At 73.0% G+C, this 12,249-nt stretch carries 13 protein-coding genes, 2 pseudogenes and 1 riboswitch; of the genes and pseudogenes, 6 read left to right on the top strand and 9 right to left on the bottom strand.

What is annotated here, in order from left to right; all coding sequences use genetic code 11:
* Positions 1-160: 160 nt before the first annotated feature.
* From ABZ567_RS19675 to bioB, 6 genes are all read right to left on the bottom strand, one after another.
* Positions 161-637, bottom strand: a complete 477-nt coding sequence (locus tag ABZ567_RS19675; protein WP_360791442.1) for a GNAT family N-acetyltransferase — start codon at positions 635-637, stop codon at positions 161-163.
* 78 nt (positions 638-715) lie between these two features.
* Complete coding sequence (locus ABZ567_RS19670) at positions 716-1,387, bottom strand: class I SAM-dependent methyltransferase (RefSeq protein WP_360791440.1); 672 nt, start codon at positions 1,385-1,387, stop codon at positions 716-718.
* A gap of 10 nt (positions 1,388-1,397) precedes the next feature.
* On the bottom strand, positions 1,398-1,742 hold the full coding sequence (locus ABZ567_RS19665; RefSeq protein ID WP_360791438.1) for a VOC family protein: 345 nt from the start codon (positions 1,740-1,742) through the stop codon (positions 1,398-1,400).
* Between the two features lie 17 nt (positions 1,743-1,759).
* Entirely contained in the window at positions 1,760-2,521 is a 762-nt protein-coding gene (bioD, locus tag ABZ567_RS19660; RefSeq protein ID WP_360791435.1) for a dethiobiotin synthase, read from the bottom strand.
* A gap of 20 nt (positions 2,522-2,541) precedes the next feature.
* A complete protein-coding gene (locus ABZ567_RS19655; RefSeq protein WP_360791715.1) occupies positions 2,542-3,822 on the bottom strand; it encodes an adenosylmethionine--8-amino-7-oxononanoate transaminase in 1,281 nt (426 codons plus the stop codon).
* A 5-nt stretch (positions 3,823-3,827) separates the two neighbouring features.
* Complete coding sequence (gene bioB, locus ABZ567_RS19650; protein ID WP_360791432.1) at positions 3,828-5,081, bottom strand: biotin synthase BioB; 1,254 nt, start codon at positions 5,079-5,081, stop codon at positions 3,828-3,830.
* A 143-nt stretch (positions 5,082-5,224) separates the two neighbouring features.
* Between bioB and ABZ567_RS19645 the strand changes: the two genes are divergently transcribed.
* Positions 5,225-6,412 (top strand): 8-amino-7-oxononanoate synthase, encoded by a 1,188-nt coding sequence (locus ABZ567_RS19645; RefSeq protein ID WP_360791430.1) that lies wholly within the window; start codon positions 5,225-5,227, stop codon positions 6,410-6,412.
* Positions 6,413-6,610: 198 nt separating this feature from the next.
* A complete protein-coding gene (locus tag ABZ567_RS19640; RefSeq protein WP_360791427.1) occupies positions 6,611-7,066 on the top strand; it encodes an ATP-binding protein in 456 nt (151 codons plus the stop codon).
* 90 nt (positions 7,067-7,156) lie between these two features.
* Here ABZ567_RS19640 and ABZ567_RS19635 read toward each other — a convergent pair whose 3' ends face one another.
* From ABZ567_RS19635 to ABZ567_RS19625, 3 genes and pseudogenes are all read right to left on the bottom strand, one after another.
* Complete coding sequence (locus tag ABZ567_RS19635; protein WP_360791424.1) at positions 7,157-7,633, bottom strand: C40 family peptidase; 477 nt, start codon at positions 7,631-7,633, stop codon at positions 7,157-7,159.
* A 3-nt stretch (positions 7,634-7,636) separates the two neighbouring features.
* A riboswitch (cyclic di-AMP (ydaO/yuaA leader) is annotated at positions 7,637-7,843 on the bottom strand.
* A gap of 314 nt (positions 7,844-8,157) precedes the next feature.
* Positions 8,158-8,390, bottom strand: a pseudogene (locus ABZ567_RS19630) (hypothetical protein); the annotation flags it as partial.
* 23 nt (positions 8,391-8,413) lie between these two features.
* Positions 8,414-8,828 (bottom strand): annotated as a pseudogene (locus tag ABZ567_RS19625) (ATP-dependent Clp protease proteolytic subunit); the annotation flags it as partial.
* A 363-nt stretch (positions 8,829-9,191) separates the two neighbouring features.
* On the opposite strand from ABZ567_RS19625, the gene ABZ567_RS19620 reads away from it, so the two are divergent.
* Genes ABZ567_RS19620 through ABZ567_RS19605 form a run of 4 tightly spaced genes read left to right on the top strand, consistent with a single transcriptional unit; the run spans position 9,192 to position 12,247 of the window.
* Positions 9,192-9,494, top strand: coding sequence for an urease subunit gamma (locus ABZ567_RS19620; protein WP_360791421.1), 303 nt, complete (start codon positions 9,192-9,194; stop codon positions 9,492-9,494).
* A gap of 11 nt (positions 9,495-9,505) precedes the next feature.
* A complete protein-coding gene (locus ABZ567_RS19615) occupies positions 9,506-9,856 on the top strand; it encodes an urease subunit beta (protein WP_360791418.1) in 351 nt (116 codons plus the stop codon).
* Positions 9,849-11,570 (top strand): urease subunit alpha, encoded by a 1,722-nt coding sequence (locus ABZ567_RS19610; RefSeq protein ID WP_360791415.1) that lies wholly within the window; start codon positions 9,849-9,851, stop codon positions 11,568-11,570. Before ABZ567_RS19615 ends, ABZ567_RS19610 begins: the two co-directional genes overlap by 8 nt.
* 14 nt (positions 11,571-11,584) lie before the next feature.
* Positions 11,585-12,247 carry an urease accessory UreF family protein gene (locus tag ABZ567_RS19605; RefSeq protein WP_360791413.1) on the top strand — a complete coding sequence of 221 codons (663 nt, stop codon included), beginning with the start codon at positions 11,585-11,587 and terminating at the stop codon, positions 12,245-12,247.
* Positions 12,248-12,249 lie beyond the last annotated feature (2 nt).

Raw genomic sequence — 12,249 nt, 5'->3', positions numbered from 1 at the left:
TCGAAGCGGGTGCTGTCGGAACCAGTGCTACTGGGAGGCTCGCCCATGGGCGGACGCTCACACCTTTCGGTCGTCGGGATGAACAACCATGGTAAAGGACGGGCAAAGCGCGAGGTCGGTCACCCCGAACGCCTGTCACCGGTCCTCCGTCCCACGTCGCTCATCCCCGAGCGTTCCCCTCGACCGCGTTCTCACTCCGGCTCCCCGCCGTCACGTTCATGAGCGGTTTCACCCATCGGCGCCAGCGCTCCTCGCGCTCGTACCCGGCGGCCTTCCACAGGCCTCGCCCGGTCTCGTTCGCCTCCAGGACCATGGCGTCCGCACGCCGCCCGCCGAGCGCGACGAAACGTTTCTCGGCGGCACGCAGGAGCGCGGTGGAGATGCCACGCCTGCGGTACGAGGGCAGCACCGCGAGCCGGTACAGAGAGGCGCGCCAGCCGTCCCAGCCCGCGATCACGGAGCCCACGATCACCCCGTCGGCCACGGCGAGGATGAGCGCCTCGGGGTCACGCTCGACGAGCCGGGTCACCCCGTGCACGTCGTCCGAGATGGACGTCCCCTCGGCGGACTCGCCCCAGAAGGCCAGCACGGCCTCGGCGTCGGCACGGGTGGCGGCGCGTATCCGAAGATCGGTCATGGCCCGATCCCACCACGCGTGTCCGGGCCGGTGCCACGGAGTGCCGGGCGGTGGACGGACGGCGGGGCGGCGGAGCGGCTACCGGCGGGCCACTCCGAGGACGCACGGGGACGCCGGCAGTCGCGGCCCCCTGCCCGGGAGGTCGAACGAGCGGTACGGCCCCAGGGCGAACCCGGCCGCCTCGACGGCCGCGAGCGGCGCGCGGGAGGTGTGGCAGCCGCCGAAGAGCAACGGCCACACCGTCCGGTCGAGTCCCCGCTGCACGCGCGCGAGGCCGGGCGTGTCCGCCACGCCGTGCTCGAAGAACCGGAGCTCACCGCCGGGACGCAGGACCCGGTGCAGCTCCGCGAGGGCCTGCGGCACGCTCCGTACCGTGCACAGGACGAGCGAGGCCACCGCCGCGTCGAAGGAGGCGTCCTCCAGCGGCAGCGCCTCCGCCGTGTCCGGCAGCACGGTCACCGGCACGGAGGCCCGCCGCGCGCCCTCCTGGGCGAGCCTGCGCAGCCGCGCCTCGGGCTCGACGGCCACCACCTCCGAGACCCCGGCCGGATAGTGCGCGAAGTTCAGCCCGTTCCCCGCGCCGATCTCCAGGACCCGGCCGGACAGCCCCGCGAGCAGCTCCGCCCGCAGGTCGCCGATGCCGCCCTTGATGTCGGCGGACACGCTGAAGCGGGCGTAGAACCGGGCGAACAGCGGATGGTGGACGCGGTCCGACGGGGATGCGGTCCGAAGGGGGCGCGGCGGTCTCACGGGAATCACCTCAGCCGGTCACGAAGCAGAACTCGTTGCCCTCCGGGTCCCGCATCACCTGGAAGGCGCCCTGCTCGTCCGTCACCAGGCCGCCGAGCCGGGCAGCGCCCAGGGACAGCGCCTCCTCTGCGGCCCGCTCGGGCTCCTCCGCCTCCAGGTCGAGATGGACCCGGTTCTTCACCGACTTGCCCTCCGGCACCCGCTGGAACGCGAGCCGCACGAACCCCGGCGGGTCCACGTACGACCAGTCGCCGCTCCGGTCGACCGGATCACCGCCGAGGAGCCCCGCCCAGAAGCGGACGAGGACGGCCGGATCGGCACAGTCGAACACGATCTCCTGCACAGAAACACGCATGACTCCAGCCTACGGAGTCACACCCCCCGCGGCTGCCCCTCGAACGGCGCGGGACCCCCGAAGGCGGCGGCGAACCGCTCCGCGAACTCCTCCGCGTCCCAGGTGCCGCCCAGGGCGGGACCGAGCCAGCCGCCCGCGGCCGCCCGGAACTCCGCGGGATCGAGCGACCCCGACCCCTCCGGCACGGCGCCGAGGAGCGGCGCGCCCGCCGCCTCCGGCAGGTCCGCCAGATTGCACCGCGCCGCCAGGTCCGGCGCTGCCGGCCAGCTGCCCACCACGACACCGAGCTGCTCGATCCCGCGCGCCCGCAGCGCCTCGGCGGTCAGAGCCGTCGAGTTGAGCGTCCCCAGGCCGGCCGGGGCGACCACCAGGACCGGTGCGCCTAGCAGCGCCGCCGCGTCCGCGAGCGTGCCGCCCTCCGCGTCGAAGCGCACGAGCAACCCGCCCGCCCCCTCCACGAGGACCAGGTCGTGCTCGGCCGCCAGGTTCCGGGCGGCCTCGGCGACCTCCCCGGGCCCGACGGGCGCGAGTCCGGCCCGCCGGGCCGCCGTGCCCGGAGCGAGCGGCTCGGGGAAACGGCCCAGCTCGGCGCAGCCCACGGCGCCCGAGAGCCGGACGACCTCCTCCGCGTCGCCGCGCTCCTCCGCCCCGACGCCCGTCTGCGCGGGCTTCAGGACGGCGACCGACCGCCCCGCGGCGGTGGCCACGGCGGCGACCGCCGCGGTCACGACCGTCTTGCCGATCTCCGTACCCGTACCGCTGACGACGACGATTCCCACCGCTGCTCCTCTTCTTGCGTTCAGCCCGCTGCCGCCGCCGCGCGAACGGCGGCGCAGATCCGGGCCAGGTCCTCGTCGCCCGTCACGTACGGCGGCATCGTGTAGATCAGGTCCCGGAACGGGCGCAGCCACACGCCCTCCCGGACCGCCGCGCGCGTCGCCGCCGCCATGTCGACGGGGTGGTCGAGCTGGACGACGCCGATCGCCCCCAGCACCCGCACCTCGCGGACCCCGGGGAGATCGGCCGCCGGGGCGAGCCCCTCCCGCAGTCCGGTCTCGATCCGCTTGACCTCGACCTGCCAGTCCTGCGCGAGGAGCAGGTCGATCGAGGCCAGGGCCACCGCCGACGCCAGCGGGTTGCCCATGAACGTCGGCCCGTGCGCCAGGACCGGCACCTCGCCCCGCGAGATCCCGTCGGCGACCCGGCTCGTGCAGAGCGTCGCCGCCATCGACAGATAGCCGCCGGTCAGCGCCTTGCCCAGGCACATCACATCGGGGGAGACGCCCGCCTGGTCGGCGGCGAACAGCGTGCCCGTCCGCCCGAAGCCGGTGGCGATCTCGTCGAGGACGAGCAGCACGTCGTGCGCGTCGCACACCTCCCGGAGCACCCGCAGATACGCCGGGTCGTGGAAGCGCATGCCGCCCGCGCCCTGCACCACCGGCTCCACGACCACCGCGGCCAGTTCGTGCGCGTGCCTCCCGATCTCGGTCCGAAGCAGTTCGGCGTACGACTCCTCGTACGCCGCCGGGGGGGCGTCCACGAACACCTGCCGCTGGAGCACCCCCGTCCACAGCTCGTGCATCCCGCCCTCGGGGTCGCACACGGACATCGGCTGCCAGGTGTCCCCGTGGTAACCGCCGCGCCAGGTGAGCAGCCGCTGCTTCTCCGGGCGGCCGAGGGAGCGCCAGTACTGCAGGCACATCTTGACCGCGACCTCGACGGACACGGAGCCCGAGTCGCTGAGGAAGACGTGCCGCAGCGGCTCGGGGGTGATCTCGACGAGCCGGGCGGCGAGCCGCACGGCCGGCTCGTGGGTGAGCCCGCCGAACATGACGTGGCTCATCCGCTCGAGCTGGCCGCGCACCGCCTCGTTGAGCACGGGGTGGTTGTAGCCGTGGACCGCCGACCACCAGGACGACATGCCGTCGACCAACTCGGCCTGTCCCTCGGCGGGTTCGGCGAGCCTCAGGCGCACCCCGGACGCGGACTCCACGACCAGCGGGTCCGTACGTCCCGGCATGGGGCCGTACGGATGCCAGACGTGCGCCCGGTCGAGGGCGAGGAGTTCGTCGTTGCGCACGGACGTCACGCGTTCGGCGCGAGGTCCGTGCCGGCGCCCCGGCGCCGCACCGCGACCAGGTCGGTACGGGCGCCGTTCGCGGCGGCCTCCGTCTGCTCCTCGGCCGGTGCGGGCACCGTGTGACCGCCGCAGGGACCGCAGCCGCCGGAGTGCGAGCCGCAGCTTCCGCCCTCCTCCGCCTTCTCCGCGGACGAACCGCAGCCCGCCGACGAGCCGCAGCCGCCGCCCGCCGCACCGGCGGCCGCGAGCGCGTCGGCGCGGTGCTGCGGCAGCGTCGTCGTGCCCGCGCCCTCCACCTCGAAGCCCGCGTCCGCGATCATGTCCAGGTCGGCCTGACCGGCCTGGCCCTCGCTCGTCAGGTAGTCGCCGAGGAAGATCGAGTTCGCAATGTTCAGCGCCAGCGGCTGCATCGAGCGCAGGTGCACCTCACGCCCGCCCGCGATCCGGACCTCGACGTCGGGGCAGACGAACCGCACCATCGCGAGGATCCGCAGACAGCGCTGCGGGGTGAGGTTCCACTCCTTGGCGAGCGGGGTGCCCTCGAAGGGGATGAGGAAGTTGACCGGCACCGAGTCCGAGTCCAGCTCCCGCAGCGCGTACACGACGTCGACGAGGTCCTCGTCGGTCTCGCCCATGCCCGCGATCAGACCGGAACAGGCCGAGAGACCCGCGGCGTGCGCCTTCCGCACGGTGTCCACGCGGTCCGCGTAGGTGTGGGTCTTGGTGATCTGCCCGTACGTCCCCTCGGACGTGTTCAGGTTGTGGTTGTACGCGTCGGCGCCGGCGTCCCGCAGCCGCTCCGCCTGCCCGTCCGAGAGCAGACCGAGACAGGCGCAGACCTCGACGCCCTCGTTCTGCTCCTTGATGGCCTCGATGGTCCGGCCGACGCGCTCCACGTCCCGGTCCGTCGGACCGCGCCCGCTCGCCACCAGACAGACCCGCTTGGCCCCGCCCGCGACGCCCGCCGCGGCGGCCTGGGACGCCTCGTCCGGCTTCAGCCAGGTGTACTTGAGGATCCCCGCCTCAGAACCGAGTCGCTGGGAGCAGTACGAGCAGTCCTCCGGGCACAGCCCGGACTTCAGGTTCACCAGGTAGTTGAGCTTCACCCGGCGCCCGAACCACTGGCGGCGCACCTTCCCGGCCGCCGCCACCACATCGAGCAGTTCGTCGTCGGAGGTCGCCAGAACGGCGAGCGCTTCTTCACGGGTCGGCAGCTCGCGCCGCAGCCCCTTCTCCACCAGCGTGTTCAGCAGGTCCATAACCGCTGATCCTGGCCTACCGCCCGCCCCCGGGCCAAGGAGGATCCGAACAAACGCCTCCGTTCGAGGTGTGTGGATGGCCACATCCCGACCCCGGCACCCTGCGGTTAGGGTCTGTGCGCTGCCTACAAAAGGATCGCCGCATGCCACAGGCCGACGCCGCACGGGCCGAGGGCCCGCGCCGCACCGCGTTCGACTGGACCGACGCCGAGGCGCGCCGCCGGACGGAGGCCGGTCTCGTCCGGACGCTGCGGCCCCGGGCGGCGGAGCCGGACCTGCTCGACCTGGCGAGCAACGACTACCTCGGCCTCACCCGCCGCACGGAGGTCACCGAGGCGGCGGCCGAGGCCGCCCGGCGTTGGGGCGCGGGCTCCACCGGCTCACGGCTCGTCACCGGCACCACCCGCCTCCACACCCGTCTCGAGCGCGAACTCGCCGAGTTCTGCGGCTTCGAGGCGGCCCTCGTCCTCTCCTCCGGCTACACCGCCAACCTCGCCGCGCTGACGGCGCTCGGCGGCCGGGACTCCCTGATCGTCTCGGACGCCTCCAACCACGCCTCGATCGTCGACGGCTGCCGACTCGCACGCGCGGAGACGGCCGTCGTCCCGCACACCGACCCCGAAGCCGTACGCAAGACCCTCGACGCGCACCCGGGGCGGCGCGCCCTGGTCGTCAGCGACTCCGTGTTCTCCGTCGACGGCGACAAGGCCCCGCTGCCGGAGCTCGCCGCCGCCTGCCGCGCCCACGGCGCCGGGCTCGTCGTGGACGACGCCCACGGCCTCGGCGTCCTCGGCGAGGGGGGCAGGGGCGCCCTCCACGAGGCCGGGCTCGCGGGCGACGAGGACGTCGTGGCCACGCTGACCCTGTCCAAGTCCCTCGGCAGCCAGGGCGGCGCCGTCCTCGGCCCCGCCCGGGTGATCGAGCACCTGGTGAACGTGGCCCGCACCTTCATCTTCGACACCGGACTCGCCCCGGCCGCCGTGGGCGGCGCACTGGCGAGCCTGCGGCTGCTCGGGGCCGAGCCGGGCCTCGCCGGGCGGTCCCGCACCGTCGCCACCACGTTGCACGGCCTGCTCACCGGGGCGGGCCTCACGGCGGCCCGGCCCGACGCGGCCGTGGTGTCGGTGCGCGCCCCCTCCCCGGAGACGGCGCTGCGCTGGGCGGCGGACTGTCGTGAGCAGGGTCTCGGGGTGGGCTGCTTCCGGCCCCCTTCCGTGCCCGACGGCATCTCGCGACTGCGCCTCACGGCCCGCGCGGATCTGACGGACGCGCAGATCGAGCGCGCGGTCGAGACGATCCTGAGGACCGCACCCGTGGCCGCGCGGGAGTGATCGGGGGGTGACACCGGGCCGGGACCGCGGCCCGGCGGCGGGGGCCAAGGGCGTGTCCGGTCACCAGAGTTCACCGCTTCGGGCGACAGATGGGGACATATCTTGGTGGAACGCCGCCCGGCGCGGCACGATCGGTGGCAATCTGACGCGAAGCGCGATCCGGGGCAGCCGCCCCGGCGGGAAAGGGACAGCGTCGCCATGGCAGACCACCAGGAAGCATCCGTCACGCTGCCGAGCGACCCCGCCTCGGTCCCCACAGCCCGGCGGTACGTCGCGGACGTCCTCACCGACTGGGGACTGGACGGCGCCGCGGACATCGCGGACTCGATCCGTCTGATCGTCTCCGAGCTGGCCACCAACGCCGTCCTGCACACCCTCGGCCAGTCACCCACCTTCACGGTGGAGGTCCGGCTGGAGCGCGAGGAACGGCTCCACATCGGGATCACCGACAGCCACCCCCGCCGGCCCCGTCGCCTCCCGGCGGCGGTCCAGCAGGACAACGGCCGGGGCATGGTCATCGTCCGTGTCCTGGCGGCACAGGCGGGCGGCCGTCTCTCGGTCACACCGACCGAGGACGGCGGGAAGACGGTCTGGATCACGATCCCGTGGACCGCGGCCCCCCTGGCGAGTCACCAGGGCCTGATCCACACGTGATGCCCCAGGGCGTCCAGGGCCGGTCCGCCGGAGCAGAGGGTGCGGCGGCGCCACCGCACCCCCCCAGGACGGACCGTCAACCCCGTCGCGTCACCGGACGCGGCCGTAGTAGACCTTCGACGACCAGATCTTGTCGAGCTTCACCCAGGAGCCGGTCTTGGGCGAGTGCCAGATCCTGCCGCTGCCGGCGTAGATGCCCACGTGGTACACCCTCCCGCCGGAGTGGAAGAAGACCAGGTCCCCCTTCTGCCTGGTGGAGGCGGAGACGTGCCGAGTCTTGTTGTACTGCTGCTGCGCGGTACGTGGCAGCGACTTGCCCGCCTTCTTGTACGCGTAGAGCGTCAGACCGGAGCAGTCGAACCTTGAGGGCCCGGCGCTCCCGTACCGGTAGGGAGCCCCCTTCTTGGCGGCGGCGATGCTCAGTGCCTTGTTCGCGTGCGTGGTGGCTGCCTGGGCCTCCGACGCCGCTCCGGGTGCGAGCAGCGTGCCGCCGACGGCGGCGAGGGTGAGAGCCGAGACGGCTCCGGCCCGGGACAGCAGGGACGGGACGTGCATCTGCGCAGTCATGCGCAACCCTTCGTCAGCCGCCTGTGAAGGATGACCTGTCGGGTTCGGGCAGGCGAAGATGCCCGGCCGCTGGCGCGGCTTCACCCCAAGGGACGGCCCCGCTGTCGGAACAGCGCGTACGCCCCGCAAAAATCGGGTCCTCCACTCCTGCCGATCCAATCCTGTCGACCAGACGTCCGGGACAGCGGCAGGACTCGGCGTCCGCCCGGACCGCCCCGCCGCGGCGGCGGGGGCTTGTCGTCGACAGGGATCTTGACCCATATCCGGGGTGAAATCCGAGCTGAAACAGCGATATGTGAGGCTACTCACGACTGATCCGTTCGGGTGGACAGGACGCTTTCGTGATCTCCGTAGGTGCGGCCAACGAGCCCCGCACCAGGGGTGGAACGCCCCGTTCCGCCAAATGTGTACACCTGCCCCGCAACTCGCCCGGGTTATTTATCGACTCGTCGACTACGCCGAACGAGGGGGTGTTTCTGCGCCACATGTGGGCCGTACGGACCTGGACACGACACGACGGAATGTCAACTTTCCCGTGGCTCCCTGCCGGTGACCCGACCTGTTCTGCGCTCCCCGTCCAGCACCCGCAGCACACGCGCCAAATTGTCCGCGTGGACCTCACTCTCGCCCCGCGCGTGCATGAGCGTCAGGGCCTCGCGCAGTGCCTCGGCCCGGCCCACCAGGGCCTGTGCCGCCCGTGATGCCCCATAGGTGTGCGTACCTCGGGACGGATGGAACTCCCGAGCAGGTCGACGACTCGGCGAACGCCCCGGCCACCAGGGCGCGGAGGCGGAGCAGTTCGCGCGCGTGGAGGCCGAGGTCGCTCGGCTGCCCCCGCAGGGGCTCGACGAGGGCGGGCTGGCGGAGCGTGTTCCGGGCGCCGGGGAGCATCAGCCGCTTGCCCGGGGTGCCGGCGGCGAGCAGGAGTGCGGCGGTGGAAACCGCCTGACCCGGACAGGTGGTCTCCACGTCGCAGTGGAGCGAGCGCATCGTGTCGTGGATCGCGGTCGTCGCGGTGATCGAGCCGGCCCGGGGAGCGCAGGTAGAGCGAGACGTCCTGTCGCGGTGCCGCGTGGTCCAGATACAGGATCCGGGCGATGACGTCGCCGGCCGAGGTCTCGTCGATCGGTGTGGCGAGGAAGACGATCCGGGACGCGAGGAGCCTGGAGTAGGGGTCGAGGGTGTCTGCGCCGCTGACCTGGAGGGACTCGAATCGGCCGAGGGCCCGCCGGCGAGCAGGTGGTCAGCTCGGTCTTCACCTTCCACCGGCTCGACTCCGCTTCCGGCGAACAGGACCGCTTCGGTCTCGCCGCACGCCACCGCGAGCCCGGCGCCTCGTAGAGGCGGGCGCGGATCCACGGCAGACGGGCCGGCGCCGGCCCCGGCCGACCGGACGATCATGGAAACGCAAAGCCGCAGTTAACGAGCCGGAAAAACTTCCGCCCTAACGTGCATGTCTGACCGCGTGCCGCGTCTCGGCAGCTCGACAGTGTGGTGACGGTCGATAGGGTCCGCAGCTGTCCGGGTGTGTCCCGGTCGACGACTGTGAGGTGGAAGAGTGCAACTGAGCCCGCACGAACAGGAACGCCTGCTCATCCATGTGGCGGCGGACGTGGCCGAGAAGCGCCGGGCCAGGGGAGTGCGGCTCAATCACCCCGAGGCCGTCGCGCTCCTCACCTCCCACATCCTCGAAGGCGCCCGCGACGGCCGTACCGTCGCCGAGCTGATGGCCTCCGGGCGCACCGTCCTCACCCGCGAGGACGTCATGGACGGCATCCCCGAGATGATCCACGACGTCCAGGTCGAGGCCACCTTCCCCGACGGCACGAAGCTCGTCACCGTCCACGACCCCATCGTCTGAGCGGGCCGCCGATGATCCCCGGAGAGATCCTGTACGCGGACGGCCCCGTCACCCTCAACGAGGGGCGACCCGTCACCCGCCTGACCGTGCTCAACGCCGCCGACCGGCCCGTCCAGGTCGGCTCCCACTACCACTTCGCCGAGGTCAACCCCGGTCTGGAGTTCGACCGGTCCGCCGCGCACGGACGACGACTCCACATCGCCGCCGGCACCGCCGTCCGCTTCGAACCCGGCATCCCGGTCGAGGTCGAACTCGTCCCCCTGGCAGGCCGCCGGATCGTGCCCGGCCTGCGCGGCGAGACGGCAGGCCCCCTCGACACCACCGACCTCACCGCACAGCACCAGGACGGCGACCATGCCTGACCTCCACCGCGCCGTGTACGCCGACCTGTTCGGCCCCACCACCGGCGACCGCGTCCGGCTCGCCGACACCGACCTCCTCGTCGAGATCGAGGAGGACCGCAGCGGCGGCCCCGGCCGCGCCGGCGACGAGGCCGTCTTCGGCGGCGGCAAGGTCATCCGCGAGTCCATGGGCCAGGCCCGCACCACCCGCGCCGAGGGCGCCCCCGACACCGTGATCACCGGCGCCGTCGTCATCGACCACTGGGGCGTCGTCAAGGCCGACATCGGCATCAGGGACGGCCGTATCACCGCCCTCGGCAAGGCCGGCAACCCCGACACCATGGACGGCGTCCACCCCGACCTCGTGATCGGCCCCGAGACCGAGATCATCGTCGGCAACGGCAGGATCGTCACCGCGGGCGCCGTCGACGCCCACGTCCACTTCATCTCGCCCACCGTCGTCGAGCAGGCCCTCGCCACCGGCGTCACCACCCTGGTCGGCGGCGGCACCGGACCGGCCGAGGGCACCAAGGCGACCACGGTCACGCCCGGCCCCTGGCACACGGCCCGGATGTTCGAGGCCCTGGACACCTTCCCCGTCAACATCGGCCTGCTCGGCAAGGGCAACACGATGTCCCGGGAGGCCATGCACTCCCAACTCCGGGGCGGCGCCCTCGGATTCAAGATCCACGAGGACTGGGGTGCGACCCCGGCCGTCATCGACGCCTGCCTGTCCGTCTGCGAGGAGACCGGCGCCCAGCTCGCCATCCACACCGACACCCTGAACGAAGCCGGTTTCGTCGGCGACACCCTCGCCGCCATCGCCGGGCGCACCGTCCACGCGTACCACACCGAGGGCGCCGGAGGCGGGCACGCCCCCGACATCATCACGGTCGTCTCCGAGCCGTACGTCCTGCCCAGCTCCACCAACCCGACCCGGCCGCACACCGTCAACACCATCGAGGAACACCTCGACATGCTGATGGTCTGCCACCACCTCAACCCGGCCGTCCCCGAGGACCTCGCCTTCGCGGAGTCCCGCATCCGGCCCTCCACCATCGCCGCCGAGGACGTCCTCCACGACCTGGGCGCGATCTCGATCATCTCCTCCGACTCCCAGGCCATGGGCCGGATCGGCGAGGTGATCATGCGCACCTGGCAGACCGCCCACGTCATGAAGAAGCGCCGCGGCGCCCTGCCCGGGGACGGCCGCGCCGACAACCACCGGGTGCGCCGCTACGTCGCCAAGTACACGATCAACCCGGCCGTCGCCCAGGGCATGGACCACCTCATCGGCTCGGTCGAGCCCGGCAAGCTCGCCGATCTGGTCCTCTGGGAGCCCGCCTTCTTCGGCGTCAAACCGCTCGTCGTCGTCAAGGGCGGCCAGATCGCGTACGCGCAGATGGGCGACGCCAACGCCTCCATCCCCACCCCCCAGCCGATCCTGCCCCGCCCGATGTTCGGCGCGCTCGGCAGGGCCGCGGCGGCCGGCTCGGTCAACTTCGTCGCCCGGGCGGCCATCGAGGACGACCTGCCGCGCAGGCTCGGTCTCCACAAGGAGTTCACCCCCATCGGCTCCACCCGGCGGGTCACCAAGGCCGACATGCGCGAGAACGACGCCCTGCCCCGGGTCGAGGTCGACGCCGACACCTTCACGGTGACCATCGACGGCGAAGCGGTCGAGCCCGCGCCCGCGGCGGAACTGCCCATGGCCCAGCGCTACTTCCTCTTCTGACGGCGCGCGCCTCCATGACACGCTCCGCACTCCTCGTCCTCGCCGACGGACGCTTCCCCGCCGGTGGGCACGCCCACTCCGGCGGCGCCGAGGCCGCCGTCAGGGCCGGCCGCATCAAGGACGCCGCCGGACTCGAGGCCTTCTGCCGGGGCCGGCTGCACACCACGGGCCTCACCTCGGCCGCGCTCGCCGCCGGCGCCGCGTACGGACTCGACCCGGTCGAACTCGACGTGGCGGCCGACGCCCGCACCCCCTCGCCCGCCCTGCGCGCCAGTGCCCGCAGACTCGGCCGCCAGCTGATGCGGGCCGCCCGCGCCACCTGGCCGAGCCCCGCACTCGACGCGCTCGCGACCGCGTTCCCGCGCGGCGCCCACCAGCCCGTCGTCCTCGGCACCACCGCCCTGGCCGCCGGGCTCGGCCCCGAGGACGCCGCCCACTGCGTCGCGTACGAGACGGTCGGCGGCCCCGCCACCGCCGCCGTACGCCTCCTCAGCCTCGACCCGTACCAGGCCACCGCCGTCCTGGCGCGCCTCGCCCCCGAGATGGACGAGGTCGTCGAGCGCGCCACCGCCGCCGCCCGCGAGGGCGTCCACGCGCTGCCCGCCGCCTCCGCCCCCCTCCTCGACCTCACCGCCGAGCAGCACGCGGCCTGGCCCGTCCGCCTCTTCGCCTCGTAGCG

This window comes from Streptomyces sp. NPDC016459 (assembly GCF_040632845.1).
Lineage (GTDB): Bacteria > Actinomycetota > Actinomycetes > Streptomycetales > Streptomycetaceae > Streptomyces.
The sequence above is the reverse complement of the archived record's forward strand: the minus strand, read 5'-3'. Positions and strand labels throughout refer to the sequence as shown.